Annotated in this window: 15 protein-coding genes; 5 read left to right on the top strand and 10 right to left on the bottom strand. The window is 43.1% G+C overall.

Features of this window, described 5'->3' with window-relative positions; all coding sequences use genetic code 11:
- The first annotated feature begins 93 nt into the window (after positions 1 to 93).
- Positions 94 to 471, top strand: coding sequence for a TraR/DksA C4-type zinc finger protein (locus GJU82_RS13420; RefSeq protein ID WP_153632614.1), 378 nt, complete (start codon positions 94 to 96; stop codon positions 469 to 471).
- A gap of 114 nt (positions 472 to 585) precedes the next feature.
- The gene (locus GJU82_RS13415) at positions 586 to 1,236 is read left to right on the top strand and encodes a lipoprotein signal peptidase (RefSeq protein WP_153632613.1); all 651 of its coding nucleotides are present in this window, start codon (positions 586 to 588) and stop codon (positions 1,234 to 1,236) included.
- A gap of 223 nt (positions 1,237 to 1,459) precedes the next feature.
- Here GJU82_RS13415 and GJU82_RS13410 read toward each other — a convergent pair whose 3' ends face one another.
- From GJU82_RS13410 to GJU82_RS13375, 8 genes are all read right to left on the bottom strand, one after another.
- A complete protein-coding gene (locus GJU82_RS13410; RefSeq protein ID WP_153632612.1) occupies positions 1,460 to 1,918 on the bottom strand; it encodes a toxin-antitoxin system YwqK family antitoxin in 459 nt (152 codons plus the stop codon).
- A 335-nt stretch (positions 1,919 to 2,253) separates the two neighbouring features.
- A complete protein-coding gene (locus GJU82_RS13405; RefSeq protein ID WP_194831058.1) occupies positions 2,254 to 2,610 on the bottom strand; it encodes a carboxypeptidase-like regulatory domain-containing protein in 357 nt (118 codons plus the stop codon).
- Between the two features lie 315 nt (positions 2,611 to 2,925).
- Positions 2,926 to 3,402, bottom strand: a complete 477-nt coding sequence (locus tag GJU82_RS13400; protein ID WP_153632610.1) for a hypothetical protein — start codon at positions 3,400 to 3,402, stop codon at positions 2,926 to 2,928.
- Positions 3,403 to 3,414: 12 nt separating this feature from the next.
- Positions 3,415 to 6,246, bottom strand: coding sequence for a TonB-dependent receptor (locus GJU82_RS13395; RefSeq protein ID WP_153632609.1), 2,832 nt, complete (start codon positions 6,244 to 6,246; stop codon positions 3,415 to 3,417).
- Positions 6,247 to 6,395: 149 nt separating this feature from the next.
- A complete protein-coding gene (locus GJU82_RS13390) occupies positions 6,396 to 8,117 on the bottom strand; it encodes a hypothetical protein (protein WP_153632608.1) in 1,722 nt (573 codons plus the stop codon).
- Positions 8,118 to 8,467: 350 nt separating this feature from the next.
- The gene (locus GJU82_RS13385) at positions 8,468 to 8,704 is read right to left on the bottom strand and encodes a hypothetical protein (RefSeq protein WP_153632607.1); all 237 of its coding nucleotides are present in this window, start codon (positions 8,702 to 8,704) and stop codon (positions 8,468 to 8,470) included.
- Positions 8,685 to 8,954: a hypothetical protein gene (locus GJU82_RS13380; RefSeq protein WP_153632606.1), complete on the bottom strand. Its 270-nt coding sequence runs from the start codon at positions 8,952 to 8,954 to the stop codon at positions 8,685 to 8,687. Before GJU82_RS13380 ends, GJU82_RS13385 begins: the two co-directional genes overlap by 20 nt.
- An 838-nt stretch (positions 8,955 to 9,792) precedes the next feature.
- The gene (locus GJU82_RS13375; RefSeq protein WP_153632605.1) at positions 9,793 to 12,042 is read right to left on the bottom strand and encodes an inorganic phosphate transporter; all 2,250 of its coding nucleotides are present in this window, start codon (positions 12,040 to 12,042) and stop codon (positions 9,793 to 9,795) included.
- A 198-nt stretch (positions 12,043 to 12,240) separates the two neighbouring features.
- Between GJU82_RS13375 and GJU82_RS13370 the strand changes: the two genes are divergently transcribed.
- The 3 genes from GJU82_RS13370 to GJU82_RS17205 all read left to right on the top strand — a co-directional run bounded on the left by GJU82_RS13370 (position 12,241) and on the right by GJU82_RS17205 (position 14,596).
- Positions 12,241 to 13,293, top strand: a complete 1,053-nt coding sequence (locus tag GJU82_RS13370) for a cell wall metabolism sensor histidine kinase WalK (RefSeq protein ID WP_153632604.1) — start codon at positions 12,241 to 12,243, stop codon at positions 13,291 to 13,293.
- A gap of 80 nt (positions 13,294 to 13,373) precedes the next feature.
- Positions 13,374 to 14,075, top strand: a complete 702-nt coding sequence (locus GJU82_RS13365; protein WP_153632603.1) for a response regulator transcription factor — start codon at positions 13,374 to 13,376, stop codon at positions 14,073 to 14,075.
- An 80-nt stretch (positions 14,076 to 14,155) separates the two neighbouring features.
- A complete protein-coding gene (locus tag GJU82_RS17205) occupies positions 14,156 to 14,596 on the top strand; it encodes an SPOR domain-containing protein (protein WP_194831057.1) in 441 nt (146 codons plus the stop codon).
- A 178-nt stretch (positions 14,597 to 14,774) separates the two neighbouring features.
- Here GJU82_RS17205 and rpoN read toward each other — a convergent pair whose 3' ends face one another.
- The gene (gene rpoN, locus GJU82_RS13355) at positions 14,775 to 16,232 is read right to left on the bottom strand and encodes an RNA polymerase factor sigma-54 (protein ID WP_153632602.1); all 1,458 of its coding nucleotides are present in this window, start codon (positions 16,230 to 16,232) and stop codon (positions 14,775 to 14,777) included.
- 117 nt (positions 16,233 to 16,349) lie between these two features.
- On the bottom strand, positions 16,350 to 17,789 hold the full coding sequence (gene asnS, locus GJU82_RS13350) for an asparagine--tRNA ligase (RefSeq protein WP_153632601.1): 1,440 nt from the start codon (positions 17,787 to 17,789) through the stop codon (positions 16,350 to 16,352).
- Positions 17,790 to 17,844: the final 55 nt, after the last annotated feature.

The following is a 17,844-nucleotide window of genomic DNA, read 5'->3' as shown; positions in this document are numbered from 1 at the left end:
TTTCCCCTGCTATCAGCCATGGTAATATAAGCTGAAAAAAGTTATATTAGTCAGCTTATTTTAAGCCTGTATTCACCTTAATACTTTTACATTATGGCTGAAAAAAAGAGATATTCAGATGAAGAGTTGTCCGAATTTCGGGACATCATTCTGAAGAAACTTGAGAAAGCGAGGAAAGATTACGAGTTGTACCGTAATGCCATAACCCACGGCGACGGGAACGACACACAAGACACTTCGCCTACATTTAAAGTGCTGGAAGAAGGAGCTGCCACGCTTTCGAAAGAAGAAGCCGGAAAACTGGCTCAACGGCAGCAAAAATTTATTCAGCACCTGGAAGCGGCATTAATTCGTATCGAAAACAAAACCTACGGTATTTGCCGCGAAACAGGAAAACTAATTTCGAAAGAACGACTGCGTGCCGTTCCTCACGCTACGCTCAGTATCGATGCAAAAAACAAGCAACGGTAATTGATCGTACAGAGGGAATTGGATGAAAGTTGTAAGAAATAAATGACTTATTTTGTCCGGAGTGGAATTCTACGCTCCGGATTTTTTATAATGGTTAGTTGAAAAACTATGATAATGGGTAAGAAAACCAGCTCGTTGTTGATCGTATTCCTGATTTTATTGGCCGATCAGTCGTTGAAGTTTTGGGTGAAGACGCATATGATACTTGGACAGGAGTTTTCCATTTTCGGGAAATGGTTTGTCATTCATTTTGTAGAGAATAACGGAATGGCCTTTGGGTTTGAGTTTGCCGGAAATTATGGTAAGATTTTCCTGAGTGTTTTCCGTATTGCTGCAGTGGGCGGTATTGCCTGGTACCTCACTAAACTTTGGAAGCGAGATGTACCTTTCGGTTTGACTGTCAGTGTTTCACTTATTATGGCGGGGGCGATTGGCAACATCCTGGACAGCGCATTTTACGGGATGATTTTCAACGATAGCTATGGACAGGTGGCCACACTTTTCCCTCCCGATGGAGGTTACTCGACCTTTTTGCATGGAAGGGTAGTCGATATGTTGTATTTCCCGATTCTTGAAGGACATTATCCGATGTGGTTTCCGTTTTGGGGCGGACAACAATTCATCTTTTTCCGTCCGGTTTTCAACTTAGCCGATTCCTCGATTACCATCGGTATTTTTATGATTTTGTTTTTTTACCGTCGTTTTTTTGATCGGCATGAAACTGCAGGTAATCCTTCTGTTGCCCCAACTGAAAATGTTGAATAAATGATATAGAAAAAGCCGGTGTTTAAACCGGCTTTTTCATGCGTTTAATATTTATAATTGGTCCATAATTTAATTCTAAATTTGAGAACGTATGGAACCGCTTCGCTCTTACATGAACTTTTTTTAATCATTGCCTTTGGCGAACTTTTGATTAAAAAAGTTCATGTTCGTTTCATTCCATAAGATGTAATCTGTTAACCCGAATTTTCGATCCAGAGAATCATTAAAAGGTACGTTCGCCCAGCAATTTTTCTTCCGGGCCATATTTTTTCCATGTACCTGATTTCTCTCCATTCACATAGTTCATTTCATAAATAAGACTTCCCTGGTCGTCCCAGATTTTCCATTCACCATCTTTCTTCCCTTTTTTGTAGTTGGCAACAGCAACTTTAACCCCCTGCTGGTTATAGGTTATCCAGGTACCATCCATTTCGTTGTCCTTATACGAACAAATTCCTTTCAGTTTACCATCTTCGAAATAGAGTTTTGCTTTTCCATCCTTTAAACCTTCTTTCAGGTTCATTCTCATTTTCGGATTTCCATTATCGTAGTACTGGATATATTCGCCGGAATACGGTTCCGAGCCAGCGTAGTACATCCCATCAATTTTACGGATATCCTGTGCGAATGTATTGGGTAAAAGGAAAAGTAATATCGCGATTAATCCAATTAACTTCTTCATAACAGCCTCCTTATCTTCTTATATGTTTTATTATGCTAAAGTTAAGTAAAAGTTAACTGAATTGATTTCTGGTTAACAGAAAATTAATGTTAAATATTTATTTCAAAGTGAAAACGAAGGGTAAAGTAAAGAGATTGTATTGGTGGGATTATGCCGCAATGGAATTACCATGCAAAACATAATGGTAATAAAATTAATTTTTTGTGCGCTATAATTACTTTGATATGTTGACGGGTAGGGATGGTTAAAACGGTGTTTCGGGCGTGAATTCTTTCAGTGGAGTCATAAAAAACCCGTTCCGGGAACAGAACGGGTTAGCTTGTTTGAAACAAATTTTAGTTCGAATTCTTCAGACTAAAATCAACTTCATTGGCTTTTGGAGTGAGTAGGATATTTTCGACTGTCGAATTTTCGTAAGAAATATAAGAAGCTGTTAGCTTGTATTTGCCAGGCTTCAAATTGTCGAAACGGTATTTCCCGTCAAAATCGGTGTAGGCAACTTTATCGGTCCCGTCGATGGTTACTTTTACGCCGACCAGTGTTTCATTTGTGTTCTTGTCAATTACTTCACCAGACAATTGGGTTGGTGCAGTAGTATTAGTCGAAGTATTTTCCGGCTTACTCTCTTTGTTGGCAGCCATTGCGAGAACTGTGCTTCCAATCAATAAAACGGATAAAACAAATTTTTTCATTTTTTGCTTGTGTTTATTCATCTGGAAAAATATGGCCAAATAGTTACAGGGTGGTTACAAAAAAGTTAAAATCTTATTAAATTCAGAATATGTGTTTGTCCATATTGGCTTGCTTATAAGCATGATTTTGAACGTTTCTTACTAATGCAAAAAACGCCCGCTCTCTTTTAAAAGCCGGCGTTTTCGGGTTTTAAGAATGAACCAGGCCTGGTTGAAGATACTGGTTCACTCATCCTGTTTAAGCGCCATCAATTCGGTAGAATTTTACAATTCCGCATGCTGTATAAATAAATTGAAGGCGTAAACAGTAAGACTTTAGTCCTTCAGTTTGAAGTATATTTTGAAATTTTGTTTGGTTCCCTTCTTCTTGCTTCCAACCAAATAGAAGTTCACTACTTCATACTCGGGGTAAATGTTCTTCCACATGAAATAAGCGCTACTGTCGCTGTTGGTTGGCTGCTGAAAGGGTAAACCAAATTTAGTAATGGTCTGCGGTGTATAATCTACCGAAGGGCTATTCACGATGATTTCAATCAGTTTGTTATGCTTGAAACGGAACTCGGCAGAGTCCATCGAATTGTAGAGTTGGATGAACCTGCGCTGACCGAAATACCAACGGTAATAACTCGTATCAGGTTGAGCATGCAAAAGCTTTTTGACTTCCGTCGTATCCGGATTCCCTTTTATTTTCGTCGCGTCGAAAATGAGGCTGTTTCCGGGCCTATTGTTGCCGCAGCCAAATACCACTGCCGTTAATCCGACAAAAATGAAAATTTGAGCGAATTTCCTCATCTGAATCATGTTTTACTGTTTACTTAACCGGTAGTTGAATGTAAGGGCGTATGTACGACCTTGCTGGTATTTGGTGGTGTAGTAAATGTTATCGCCAAGGGTGATTTGCTCCTTGTAGGTATTATCCAGGATGTTTTTGGCTTTAAACATCAGCGAACAGCGCTTCGACAGATCTTTTTTCAACGTGAAGTTCATGTCGGGCATAGGCTGCAGATAAATCGAAGGGAGGTCTATCTGGTATACAATCAATCGTTTCCCACTTACGTTAAAACTCAGTGTCGATTCCCATCCTTTTTCAGGATTGTCGTATGATAAACTTCCGTTGAATGTGTAAGGTGCCTGGTTGTACATCGGCCTTGTATCGCTTGCGCCCGGATCCCAACTGCGAATGGCCAGCAGTTCAGCAGGTGTGACATTCACGTACGAATAGACGTAGGTGAAATTAGCCGAGACACGGAAGTTTTTTAGCGCTTCGGCGAGGGAACCAAGGTTCTTCCGAACTTCTACTTCGGCTCCATACAAACTGGACTTATCCACATTTTTAAACTGGAATTGGCTGGTGGAACCGCCGGCCCGTGGCAGCTGTGCATTTTCAATCGGATTGAAGAATCTTTTGTAAAAAAGGCTGGCCGAAAGATATTCTCCCGGGCTCGGGAATTTTTCCCAACGCAGGTCGAAGTTGTTCACCAGCGTCCGTTTCAAATCCGGATTCCCGTTCTGGATGTAACCGCCGAAAAAATCGTAGGTGGCCAAAGGTGCAAATTCCCTGAACGATGGGCGTGCGAGCGTTCGGTTGGCCGAAATACGAATATTGGTTTTGTCGCTGACGTTATAGGTCAAAGCCAGCGACGGAAGCAAATCATTGGTGTTAATTGTCCCGGTCGAATCATTGAAGGCGCGCAGGTTCATATCGGTTTTTTCCATTCGAACACCGGCCGTAAGATTCAGTTTTTTGGCAATTGGGCTTTCAATCATGGCATAGGTTGACAACAATCGCTGATAGGCATCGAAGTTGTTTCCATCAATGTTAATTATCATCAGATAGTTTTTCAGCACACCATCCACATAACCGAGATTTTGATCCTGGAAGAAGACGTTGATGTTGCCATCGAAGTTTTTATTTGCCTGAATGTTGTACTGGTAAATATTCTCCCTGAACGTACGGTTTTTATAAGTGTACAATCCACCGAACTTTACTTTCGACTCGCGTCTGCCGAATAATTTCACCGGAAGGGTAAAATCAAGTTTCGAGCTATTGTTAATCTCTTTCAGGTCACGGTAGAAGCGCGAAGGGCGGTCGAGGTTACCCATGTAATACAGCGTATCTCCCTGCGGGTTGATGGTGTATTGGTTCCTGATCATTCGCGTATCGGGTTGCTTTATGGAAGAGGTCGTAAATGAATTGCTCCATTTCACATTCAGGTTGTGCAGATGAGGAAATACATGTTCACCTCTCAACTGTCCATTCCGGAAAGCTCTTTGGGTATATGTGATCGTGCGGTTTTGCAGGCGGGTCGTTGAGTCCGGGTTGGCGTCCAGCAGGTAGCCTTCCTGGTAGCGCGCTTCGCTGGTTCCGCTTTGGTTGGTCAACAGGCTCAACCCAATTTTGTTGTTATTGTTGAACTTGTAAGAAGTATTGAACATCGCTCCCAACAGTATTTCATCTTCCGATTTCTGCTCTACGCTGGATGTATGGATATCTCTGTTCAGTGTCGTTTGCCCTTGGCTAATACCTTCATAGGCATTCTGAATTCCATCGGTATAATTGGAATATTTCCGGTTATACGAAAGGCCGAAAATGTATCCTAACGGTTTATTGAACAGTTTTACCTGATCGCCTACTGAGAAGCTGAAACTATGATTCATAAACTGCGAAGCCTTTCCCGGATTGAACTGCTTGTTCCTGAATGCTCTGGAAACATTTGTGATTTCCGTTTTATTTATATACGGATCGGGAAAATCGCTGGCGCTGTATTGACTGATTTCTTTGGGCAAATCCCGGAAACCATTGTCATAACCAAGGAAATCAGTCGGACTTCCCTTCGGAGCCAAAAAGTCGCTGTTAAAGTTGGCTTGCGGATTGTATTCAAGCCCCAGCGAAAAAGTAAGATTAAAGGATGTCGGAAAATCCTTGGTGTTGATATCAACCAATCCGCCGGTAAAATCGCCGGGCAGATCGGGTGTGAATGTTTTATATACGATAATATTGTCAATCAGGTTGGTGGGAAACAGGTCAAGCTGGACCGAGTTTTTATTCGGATCCAAACTGGGAACATCCGCTCCGTTCAGTACTGATTTACTGTAGCGGTCTCCCAAACCTCTGACAAACACATATTTTCCTGATTCAATGGTAACACCGGTTACCTTTTTTAATGCCCCGGCTGCATCGCTTACGCCCATGCGCGAAAACTGGTCAGCAGTAATTGCATCGAATAGTTTCGGCGATTTTCGTTGCAGGGTAAGTAAGGCATTTTCACTATTCTTGGCGGCTTTGGCCGTAATGACTACCTCATTAATTTCGAGATCGGCCGGCTTTAGATGAACGGTGAATTTTTCGCTTTTCCCGGCTTCCACTTTCACATCGCTAATGACGATCGTTTGGTATGATATGTAAGACACCCTGATGTTGTAGGCGCCTGAATTAATATCGTTGAGTGTGGCAACTCCATCAAAATCAGTAATGGTCCCTTTGGAGGTCCCTTCCATCATGACCGTTGCTCCAATCAATGTTTCACCGGTTTTATCGTCAACCACTGTCAACCGGATGGAACCTGTTTGAGCAAAGGCAGTAAAAACACTACCAATTACCAACATTAGACTGAATACAGCATGCTTAAAATTCATAATAAATCTGTTAAATTCTGAGATTGTGTAAGGATTGGACTAGCTATGTTGGTTTATTATTAAGGTGTTTTTATGTAAAGGTTTTGTCATATGTTATTTTAAAAAAAGGGCCAAAATGAATTGGCCCTTTTATCTATAACCGCTGGGTTTTACTTGTTAATAACTTCCCATGTGTACGACCAGTTGGCAAAAAACGGAGTGCCCGTTGGGTCAACTGCTCCTTTGTAAGCAGGAGTGGTAAGGCCGAAAGATGAAACATCAGCCAGGTTGCTGGTTACATCAGCGGAGCTGGGAGTAAATTTGTCAGCACCGGTTCCAAAGCCCGGGTCACCAATTTTGTTGTGAGCCATCAGGTATTGCTCTACTTCGTATTCTTTTGCTGCGTCAGTTTCGTCGCTGAGCTGGAATACATTGGCAAAACCAGTAGAATCGTTTGAGAATGAATTGTTGGTGTAAATCAGGTTATTTTCAATTTTCAAATAGCCATAACCACCATTGGCAACCGATACCCACATGTCGTAGCTACTTGCTGATTTGTTATCGTCAGCGTTGATTTTGTCGGTTCTTCTTTCCATGTCAATCGGGCCATCGAATCCGTAGAAAATGGAATTGTAGAAGCTACCACCCCAACCGTCGCGCATGTAGAAAGTCTGCTTATTGCTGGCAGTCAGGTTGTCATTGGTACCTTCGTTGAAGAGCGTAATGTTGGACATTTTCGGAATAGCAAACGGTTTTGCAGCTTCGTTGGCACCTACACCGCCGTCAAGCTCTGCACCGCGTGGGTCGCTACTTTCGTTGGTTGAAGCTTTTTTCCATACCAGTGCATACTGAACCGTTCCGTGGAAACCTTCGTCTTCGTCCAGGCCATCATCACCGGTGTACGAAAGTACAACGTTAGTCAGGTTCGGGTTACCACCGAAGAACTCAATTCCATCGTCGAAGTTGGAGAATACCTCGATGTGGTCGAGAGTTGTTCCTGAACCGATAGCACCCAGTGAAATACCATTGATTTCGTTGTCGGCGCCAATCACACTACCTCCGTGACGAACCGATACATATTTCAGTACACCTGAATTGTCAGCGTCATCTGTACCACCGTACAATCCGCGTGATTCAGTTTCGGGAATACCTTCGATTGATTTTTCGCCACCTTCAGCTACGTTGTTGGTAGTTGCTCTACCGAGGATAATCAATCCACCCCAGGTTTGGTTGGCATCGTCCGGTACTGAACCTTTGAGGTCATCAGCCAGGCCTGTCATGATGATAGGGGCTTCGGCCGTACCTTCAGCCATGATTTTGGCACCGCGGGCAATGATCAGGGCAGAAGCACCTGCACCCTGGCCGGGCTGTCCTTTAATAACTGTACCAGGCTCAATGGTCAGGGTCTGGCCATCGTTAACGAAGATGAAACCACGCAATACATATACTGTGTCCGCGCTCCAGGTTACTGTTCCTGTCCCATCAGCACTAGCGTAAATGTCTTTCGTGGGCATGGTGGTTTTACTTACGGTAAGGGTAGCATTGCCTGATTTCTGGTTGGCATCGGTAATAGTCAGACTTACTGAACCGGAACCGGCATCATTGTCAGCAGTAAAAGTTACAAGCACATCGCCACTGGTTGCAGCAGCGGTTGGCTCGCTTTTTACGGTTGCCGTACCACCGGTCGCGTCAACCTGAGAAGATCCGTAACCTCCGGGAACAGCAACAGAGAAAGTTACATCAACCGATTCTCCAATCTGTACTTCAGCAGTAGTAGGAGCTGTTATTGCCGGTCCATCAGGAACGGCAGGGTTGTCATTGTTTGAGCAGGAATTCAGAGCTGACGCACCAATAATTAGCGACATGAATACCCATAGTTGTAATTTTTTCATAATCCTCTTCATTATTTAATTTAAAATTCGGGCCCGTTTTACGTTTTAAGGCTTGATATTTTATGTTCACTAATTACTTCTTTTTTCCCGCCCTAAAGCAGTTTTTTGTGAAGAAATCAGTTGTTACATTTTTTGTCATATTTTCGAATATCAATCCCTTTCGAATCCGATGTGAAGAACGACGTAAAATATTACACAGTGATTAAGGAATATTAACTTTTGTGTTACAATCCGTGAAAGGCTGTTACATTTGAAGAGTAGTGTAAGTGATAGGAATACAGGACGTATACGGCGTTTGGGAAGGGGTTTGCCGATTGGTTTTGTAACAAGAAGATCAGTCAGGTTGGAAATTAGATTTGGGGTTGTTTTTTCTCATCGTTTTGTGGATAAGAGTTTTGTCCGTAGCCCGGATCTGTTCCTTTCCCGGTTACAATTGTCATCCCGATATTTTCGGCGTCGCTATCTTCCAGGTATTTGCCCTGCGGATATCGTGATGCTACCTCGCACCGGAAAATAGCTCCGGTAACATTCTCTCCCGATAGGTTAGCCGGAACTTTGAATTTGTATTCAAAATATCCGGTACCCATGCCCCAGACTTTTTTCCCGTCTTGTGGTTTCCGGAACCTGTTCCGATAACCCGAAGGCTTTCTTACTCCGGTCGAATCGATAGTAGCCGTTCCATTCATTAATCACATCATGGAATTCAGTGAACAGGAACCCTGCAATTTTCGGCCTGCGCCGGAATTCGTTCATCATGATATGGTATTCCCGGGTTAGGTCGATGTTGCCGGTACTGCCGGCATAACCCCATGCCGCACCACATTCCGGGTTGAACATCGGCACATCACCTTGTTTGGGGCCTATTTCCTTAGTTTTGTAGTACCAGTCAGCGGCCCATTGTTGGGCTGCCGGTGTGTATTTCCGGTTTTTCCCTTTGCCGGAAAAAAGTCCCCAGGTTTCGTTGAACAGTACCCAGGAAAAAATGGAAGGATGATTGAAATCGAAGGGTGTGTAACCTCCTTTGTGCTCTCCTATTTTATGATCATTCAGCCAAATGGTTGTATGAAAATCACTGGCCGTGAAAATGGAACCAGGATTCGCTTTTCAAATTTTCCCGGGTGTTTCTGGCACTGTTGTTTCAGCCCGGTATTCATTTTATCGCTCCGGAAATTCCACGTTCCATTCAGATTTTGAAATGTCCTAAGATGACTACATTCTGTGTTGGAATGAAGTCTGATTTACTGCCGACATAAAAAAAGGGCACCCGACGCTTCAGGTACCCTTTTTGGAAAGGAAAGTTACTCGCCATCTAACAATGGCCTCTTTAAAAATTGTTCGTCTTAGTTTTTGCCCTTTGTCCCTGGAAGTGGGATCTACCAACGCAAGTTTATGAACCTACTTCGTATTATAATGGGTTTCCAACCGAATTATTCCCTCAATAAGGGAACGTGATTTATCAAATCTGTTTTCTATTACCGATCCTTAATTACGGTGGTACATAGTTAGAGATGAAATGATAAGTGAATGCTAATTCAGATTAAATAAGTGTTTAAAGAAATGTTTCACGGGTATTACGGGTTAATGATTTGTTAACAAAAGTCACTGTGTTAGGCTTAAATAAAGAAAACCCCTCCCGAGGTGGGAAGGGTTTAACTTATTTGGTCAACCAGTTTTGCTATTGGTCCATTGGAGTATGGGTAATAAAGTCTCTGGTTGATTTTACCATATTGACAGTTTGCAGCAACAAGTTCTTGGTTTCTGACATGATATTGAAAAACAGGACCGAGTTGCGGCTGTTGACTTCTTTTTTCTTGATTCGGCGAATCTGATTTTTCTCCAAATCACGAATGTTATTGATGATGACTTGTCTTTTTTCGATCAGTTCTTCAATGTGATCGAATTCACTCTCTTTAATAATGTGAAGGGCAAAATTCATGAAATCGGTAATCTGTGAAGTGAATTGGGTTAAATCTTCAACCTGGTCATCGTTAAAGGGCTTGTGATTATTCTCAACGTGCTGGTGCAAGGGGCCAACGACATACTTAATAGAGTGAGCCATTTCACGCAGATAATCCATTATTTGGACATAGAAGTGCCCGGTTTCAACCGAATCTTTCTGCAGCTTCTGCACGACTTTCGAAATATTGGCTTTCAGCTTTCTTGCTTTTTGGTTGAATGCTTCAACGTCTTGATCGATCTTGGCCAATTGCTTGCGGTTTTGTGCAAAGAAGCTTTCCAGTCCGAGAAAATAAGCTTTCGATGTGGAAATGATAGCGCTGATTACTTTCTGATTGGATTTATCGAGCACTTTCTCTACTTCAACGGTTGCTTCAGGGAAATCTTCCTCTTCCAGCTTACTTGCTTCGCGCTTACGGAAGAATACATGCGTGCGGATTACCATAACGGCGGCCACAGCTGCAAACACGAAAATCATGATTTTACCCCCGAGCGAAATCAGCGTAGCAATAATCAGTGAAACGGTAAAGGCAACAAAGGCTGTCAGGAACCATCCACCGACTACCGTGAAAACACCCGAAATTCGGTAAACTGCTGATTCTCGATCCCAGGCACGGTCGGCCAGTGAAGTACCCATGGCTACCATAAAGGTGACATAAGTTGTCGAAAGTGGTAGTTTCAGGTTGGTACCGATGGTAATTAAAACAGAAGCAACAACCAGGTTGCTGGCTGCCCTGATTTTGTCAAAAGATGGTCGATCGGGATTGGCATCATCTCCCGGAACTGCTTCGAACCGACTGTCGACCCAGCTGGTAATTCTATTACCCAATATTTTTTTCATGCGGTTGCCGGTGCGGATAGAAGAGCGAACCAATGCACGTGACGCAAATGAAGAACCAAACCGTTCATCTCCTTCAGACTGGCGGGCTAAATCAACCGTAGTGGCTACTACCGATTTGGCTTTTCGTGAAATGATAAGGGTTCCAATCATGATCAAACCGGTAATTAACAGCATATAGGTATCGGTTTTAACCGGTTGGTTCAGGATGCTCATCGTATATCCATCGGGATTGATTGCGCCAGCCGCCACCCAGGCCTTAAACGACTCGAACCCGGCAAGTGGTACCCCGATAAAGTTCACCAAATCGTTTCCGGCGAAAGCCATGGCTAATGCAAAAGTTCCGACGAGAACAATGAACTTAGGGATATCGAATTTCTTGAAAACGAATTGCAGGATTTGCAACAAAATGGCCCAGCCGATGAAACTGAAAAGCAAGATCAGCCACATGTTGTTTTTGAGGTAAGCAATATTCTCCGGTGTTAACCACGATGCACCTTTTGCTCCTTTAATTACAATGAAATAGGTAATAACGGCAATTGCGAAACCTCCGAAGATGGATCCGATATAGCGAATTTTTTTTTCGTATTTAAAAGTGAAAACCAGTCGGGTAAACCACTGGACAATTGTACCGACAGTAAATGCGATGACTACCGAAACCAGAATTCCGGAAATAATAGCGAGCGCTTTTTCAGTGTTAATATATTGAGCCAATTCAACCATCGAACCCGAAGATTCTTTGATTTTAACAGCGGCCACTGCTACAGCGGAGCCCAACAACTCGAACACGATGGATACCGTTGTGGATGTAGGCAACCCAAATGTGTTAAACAGGTCCAGCAGGATGATGTCCGTTATCATCACCGCCAGGAAAATGGTCATGATTTCGGAAAAAGCAAACATGTCGGGATGGAAGATCCCTTTCCGGGCTACTTCCATCATACCACTGGAAAAGGTTGCACCAATAAGAACACCTAAACCGGCGACGCCCAAAATGAGCCATTTGGGAGCGGCTTTGGAACCTATGGCTGAATTCAGGAAGTTAACCGCATCGTTACTTACCCCGACAATCAGGTCGGAAGCAGCCAGGGCAAACAGGATAATTACAAGGATTAGATAAAAGTTTTCCATTGATTGGACTTTTGTAAAAAACTCATGCCAAAGATATTGTTACAGAGTTGTTACCCGCGTTAAGATATGTTAAAATAATGTTAACTGGTTATCATTGTCCCAGCTTTCTTATTTATTGTTTGGTTTAGCTTTAGTGGGTGAACAATTCCTATATTTGCTGATATTTAGAGTGTAATAAAACTGAAAAACGATCAATTAATGAATACTTCTTCTCCAAGAAGGATGTCGGTACTACTGTCGGTATCCCTCACACTTGTGTTCACCCTTTTGTTGGCAGGCTCATTTTTCATGGATGTAACTTACTGGTACTGGAGTTTTCTCTTTGTTCCGGTTTTCTTTGGCGTTGCCCATTTGCTGATTCACTATATTTTGAATCACCTGATATACGATAAAATCACCCCCATATACAAAACCATTCGGGAAGTTCCGGTGGAAGGGAAAAAACAATTGAAGCGGCAGGAAGGCAGTAGCGATATTATTTCGCAGGTGAACATGGAAGTGAAAGCGTGGGCCAGCGAAAAGCTTTCGGAAATTGAACGTCTTCGCGATTTGGAAAAATACCGGAAAGATTTCCTGGGAAATGTTTCGCACGAGCTGAAAACGCCTATTTTCAATATTCAAGGGTATGTCCTCACGTTGCTTGATGGAGGAATGGACGATCCGAAAATCAACCGGTTGTACCTGGAACGTACTGAGAAAAGTATCGACCGGATGATTAGTATTGTAGAAGATTTGGAATCGATTACAAAACTGGAATCGGGTGAACTGAAGCTGAATTGGCAGACTTTCGACATTGTAAAACTAACCGAAGATGTATTTGAGATGGAGTTGATGGAAGCCCAGGAGCGCCGTATTTCGCTTCTTTTCCAGCAAACCAATACCAAACCACTTTGGGTGTTGGCCGACAAAAAACGCATATTCGAGGTTGTTAGCAACCTGGTAATGAACGGCCTTAAATACGGGAAAAAAGGCGGTTACGTGAAAGTCGGATTTTTCGATATGGACGACCATGTACTGGTGGAAGTTAGTGACAACGGTATTGGTATTGCTAAGCAGGATTTACCTCGTATTTTTGAGCGCTTTTACCGTGTCGATAAAAGTCGTTCGCGGCAGCAGGGTGGGACCGGCCTGGGGCTCGCCATTGTAAAACATATCATCGAAGCGCACGACCAAACCATACAGGTGCGAAGTGTACTCGATAAAGGAACAACCTTTACCTTTACGTTAGAAAAGGGCGCTCCGGGGAAATAATCTTTCCGGAATGGTCCAAACCAAATTAACATTTTGTAATTTGGGACTGAAAAAACCTGACCGGCATAATCATTATCATTATGGCAGAAAAAGAAAACAACTACAAAATTCTCCTGGTAGACGACGAAGAGGATATTCTAGAGTTTATCAGTTATAATCTTGAGCGTGAGGGATTTAAGGTTTACTCGGCGCGAAATGGAGTGGAAGCCATTAAAATGGCCGAAAAGAAAAAACCGGATCTGATTATTCTCGATGTTATGATGCCTGAAATGGATGGTATTGTGGCCTGTGAAGAGATACGCAAGATTCCATCCTGTAAGGATACAGTGATTGCCTTCCTGACGGCACGTGGTGAAGATTATTCGCAGATTGCCGGTTTCGAGGCTGGCGCCGATGATTATATTACCAAGCCCATCAGGCCAAAGGTGCTCATCAGCCGTGTAAAAGCTTTGCTGAAGCGCTCAGGTGTTGTAGCTGCTGATATGGCGGCCCCGGAAAAGGTTATCGTCATTGGTAATCTGACGATTGATAAGGAGCGCTATCTGCTGAAAATTGATGACAGGGAGATGATTCTTCCCCGAAAGGAATTTGAATTGCTTTCGCTGCTCGTTTCAAAACCGGAAAAAGTATTCACCCGGGAGGAGATTTACAATGCGGTGTGGGGAGAGAATGTCATTGTGGGTGATCGCACCATCGATGTGCATATCAGAAAATTACGTGAAAAAATAGGTAACGACCATATCAAAACATTGAAAGGTATTGGTTATAAGTTTGTGAATTAAGCCCGTTGTCCGGATAGTTTTCATAATGGAAATCAACCGGATAATTATTACATTTGTTTTAATAACGTAAATTCGCGCTTATGAAGAGATTTGTGATTGCCGTGATGGTTATCGTCGTCGCTTATTCCTATTCCTGTAAAAATAAGGAAAAGCCGGCACCACCACCACCAGCTCCTCCAAAAATTGAGGCTCCTAAGCCAAAACCAAAACCCGTAGCCAAGCCTAAACCGGTTGTTAAAGACGAAGGAGTTAATCTTAATGACAAATTTTTTGTCATTGTAAATAGCTATACGATTCCTGAGTATGCCCGTGAAAAAAGTAAGGAATGGAGCAAGAAAGGCTTCAAACCGCGTGTAATTATGCGAAATATGGATGGCTATTACCGTTTGGCGATCAAATCATTTAATGATTCTTCAGATGCAATGGCTGCTGCATTGAAACTTCGAAAAGAATATCCGGAGTTTAAAGATGCCTGGGTGATGAACCGCTCAGGCAAAATTGAAGATGAGGAACAAAATTGAAAATCCTAAGATATACCCGGCATAAACCTGTGCCGGGTTATTTTTTCTTATTACCAGCCGGGCATAACCGGTGAACCCTCGAACTCACGCCGGAAATCAGATAGTTAACGTTTGTACCGGCATTTTCTCCCAGGATTCAACTCCATTTCTAAGTGTTTATTGTCGTTTGCCTTTGCCTTTATAACTCCTTTCGCATCCGGGCTACCGGAATATCCATTTGCTCGCGGTATTTGGCAACAGTGCGACGTGCAATCGGGTATGATTTCTGTTTCAGTATTTCGGCCAACGCCTGGTCGGTTAATGGCTTGCGTTTGTCCTCTCCCTCAATGCATTCCTTGAGAATTTGTTTGATTTCTCTGGTAGAAACTTCCTCGCCGGTGTCTTTTTGCATCGATTCGGAAAAGAAATATTTGAGTGGAAAAATCCCGAAATGTGTTTGGATATATTTGCTGTTCGAAACGCGCGAAACCGTAGAAATATCAAGTCCGGTCCTTTCGGCGATATCTTTCAGGATCATCGGATGCAAGCGGGTTTCATCTCCTTCCATGAAGTATTCTTTCTGATAGTCGATGATTTCATTCATCACCAGAAGAAGCGTTTGCTGCCGTTGGCGAATCGCATCAATGAACCACTTGGCCGAGTCGAGCTTTTGCTTCATAAACATCACGGTATCCTTATCCTGCCGGCTCAGGTTCTTCTTGTTTTCCTGGTAAGCCTTGAGCATGTTGGCATAATGCCCGTTAATGTGAAGATCGGGTACATTACGCTGATTCAGCGAAAGCTGAAGGTCACCATCCACCAGTTCCAAAATAAAGTCCGGAATAATGGTTTGGTTGGTGCGGTTGATGGTATTACTGAATGAACTGCCAGGCTTGGGATTCAGCTTCAATATTTCATCAATTGCCTTTTTCAACTCGTCTTCGGAAATACCAAACTTCCGGGTTATTTTGTCATAATGCTTGCGCGTGAATTCATCGAAGGTGTCGCGAAGAACACGGGAAGCCAGTTGTATTTCCGGTTTCGACAAGTCTTTTCGTTCGATTTGCAGCCTTAGGCATTCGCGAAGGTTACGCGCCCCAACGCCAGGCGGATCAAATTCTTGAATTACCCGAAGAATGCGAAGTAGTTCAGGCTCATCGGTGGTGACATTCTGCATGAATGCCAAATCGTCCATAATCGACTCCAAATCGCGGCGCAAATAGCCATCTTCATCGATGTTCCCGATGATTTGCTCAGCTAGTACTAATTCGTCTTCCGAAAGCGATACTTCGGTCAATTGCTGTTCAACAAATTCATGGAATGACGCGCCGGCTGAAAACGGGATTTCGGTAAACTTATCGTCTTTTGAATAATTCTGTGATGTGTACTTGTACGAAGGGTAATCTTCGTCATTCAGGTAATCGTCTACCGAGAATTCTTCATTATCCTTGTCATCGTTGGATTTTAGTTCATTATCGTACTCTTCTTCTTCGGAATCCGAACTTTCATTGTCGAGATCCAGTACCGGATTCTCTTCCAGCTCTTTCTTGATGCGCTGCTCCAACTGCATCGTAGGAACCTCCAACAGCTTGATAACTTGTATCTGCTGTGGAGAAAGCTTTTGCAGCAATTTTTGTTGAAGACTTAATTTTTGCATCTCTGGCTGATTTTAATCTGTCCGAAATTTATAAAATAAAGAACAATAATCAGTGAAAATAAAACCCCGCTAATGCATTAATTAACGGGGTTCATGTATTTTAAGTTGTTAACTTAATTAAAATTCACAGTTTTTTGGCGTCCTCGGGAACGGAATGACATCCCTGATATTTCCCATTCCGGTAACGAACAGGACTAAGCGCTCAAAGCCCAATCCAAATCCTGCATGCTGACATCCGCCAAAGCGACGGGTATCGAGATACCACTGCATTTCATCGGTAGGAATGTTCATCTCTTCCATACGGCTTTCCAATACATCTAAGCGCTCTTCACGCTGAGAACCTCCAATAATTTCGCCAATTTGCGGGAAAAGCACGTCCATGGCTGCTACTGTTTTATTATCCTCATTCATCCGCATGTAGAATGCTTTGATTTCTTTCGGATAATCGGTCAGGATAACTGGTTTTTGGAATTTTTTCTCTACCAGGTAACGTTCGTGCTCGCTTTGCAGGTCGGTTCCAAATCCTTTGATCGGATATTGAAATTTGCCTTTTTTATTCTGTTTCGAATTCTTCAGAATATCAATTGCTTCGGTATAAGTCAGCCGGACAAACTCGTTGTCGGCTACAAACCTGAGCTTTTCGATTAACTCCATCGAACGTTGGCCGGCCGGCTTGTTTTTCTCTTCCTCCTGAAGGCGCTTGCTGAGGAACAGCAAGTCGTCCATGCAGTTATCGAGCGCATAGCGGATGAGGTACTGCAGGAATTCTTCGGCCAAATCCATATTGTCGTTCAAATCGAAGAAAGCCACTTCCGGCTCAATCATCCAAAACTCAGCGAGGTGACGCGAAGTGTTTGAATTTTCGGCGCGGAATGTTGGTCCGAATGTGTATATGCGCGACATGGCCATGGCAAATAACTCGCCTTCCAGCTGGCCGGAAACGGTCAGATTGGCCGATTTTCCGAAGAAATCTTCGCGGTAATCAATCTGGCCATCTTCCGTTTTGGGAAGATCGTTCATGGGTAACGTGGTTACCCGGAACATTTCACCGGCACCTTCAGCATCCGAACTGGTGACAATGGGCGTATGTATGTTGTAAAATCCACGCTCATTAAAGAAATTGTGAATGGCGAAAATCAACTTGTGCCGAATGCGGAAAATGGCGCTGTAAGTAGCCGTCCGAGGACGTAAATGCGCTACCTCGCGCAAAAATTCAAGCGAATGGCGTTTGGGCTGAATCGGGTACTTATCCGGATCGGCTTTACCGATGATTTCGATTTCCCCGGCCTGTAATTCTAGCGACTGACCACTTCCGTCCGATTCGACCAGCTTTCCGGTAGCTGCAATGGCTGCACCCGTATTGATGTGCTTCAGAATCTCTTCTCCAAAATTTTCAGCATCAGCTACCACCTGCAAATTATTGATGGTTGAGCCGTCATTTAAAGCGATGAAACTTACATTTTTGCTGCCGCGACGGGTCCTAACCCAACCTTTCACTGTAATTTCGGCGCCAACCTTGCCCGATTTCAGAATGTCAATAATTTGATTCTTCTTCATTGTAAAATATTTTATAGCTGATTGAACAGAAATACAAAAGTAAGATTTTTGTTTT

Source organism: Prolixibacter sp. SD074, assembly GCF_009617895.1.
GTDB lineage: Bacteria > Bacteroidota > Bacteroidia > Bacteroidales > Prolixibacteraceae > Prolixibacter.
This window is presented reverse-complemented; position numbering and strand designations above follow the sequence as displayed.

Coding starts and splice junctions, on each gene's coding strand:
- GJU82_RS13410 (WP_153632612.1), bottom strand. CDS start 1,918: ATGAAGAAGTTAATTGGATTAATCGCGATATTACTTTTCCTTTTACCC.
- rpoN (WP_153632602.1), bottom strand. CDS start 16,232: ATGCAAAAATTAAGTCTTCAACAAAAATTGCTGCAAAAGCTTTCTCCA.
- GJU82_RS13390 (WP_153632608.1), bottom strand. CDS start 8,117: ATGAAAAAATTACAACTATGGGTATTCATGTCGCTAATTATTGGTGCG.
- GJU82_RS13415 (WP_153632613.1), top strand. CDS start 586: ATGGGTAAGAAAACCAGCTCGTTGTTGATCGTATTCCTGATTTTATTG.
- GJU82_RS13380 (WP_153632606.1), bottom strand. CDS start 8,954: ATGTTCAACCCGGAATGTGGTGCGGCATGGGGTTATGCCGGCAGTACC.
- GJU82_RS13385 (WP_153632607.1), bottom strand. CDS start 8,704: ATGGGTACCGGATATTTTGAATACAAATTCAAAGTTCCGGCTAACCTA.
- GJU82_RS13405 (WP_194831058.1), bottom strand. CDS start 2,610: ATGAAAAAATTTGTTTTATCCGTTTTATTGATTGGAAGCACAGTTCTC.
- GJU82_RS13370 (WP_153632604.1), top strand. CDS start 12,241: ATGAATACTTCTTCTCCAAGAAGGATGTCGGTACTACTGTCGGTATCC.
- GJU82_RS13420 (WP_153632614.1), top strand. CDS start 94: ATGGCTGAAAAAAAGAGATATTCAGATGAAGAGTTGTCCGAATTTCGG.
- GJU82_RS13400 (WP_153632610.1), bottom strand. CDS start 3,402: ATGAGGAAATTCGCTCAAATTTTCATTTTTGTCGGATTAACGGCAGTG.
- GJU82_RS13365 (WP_153632603.1), top strand. CDS start 13,374: ATGGCAGAAAAAGAAAACAACTACAAAATTCTCCTGGTAGACGACGAA.
- GJU82_RS17205 (WP_194831057.1), top strand. CDS start 14,156: ATGAAGAGATTTGTGATTGCCGTGATGGTTATCGTCGTCGCTTATTCC.
- GJU82_RS13375 (WP_153632605.1), bottom strand. CDS start 12,042: ATGGAAAACTTTTATCTAATCCTTGTAATTATCCTGTTTGCCCTGGCT.
- GJU82_RS13395 (WP_153632609.1), bottom strand. CDS start 6,246: ATGAATTTTAAGCATGCTGTATTCAGTCTAATGTTGGTAATTGGTAGT.
- asnS (WP_153632601.1), bottom strand. CDS start 17,789: ATGAAGAAGAATCAAATTATTGACATTCTGAAATCGGGCAAGGTTGGC.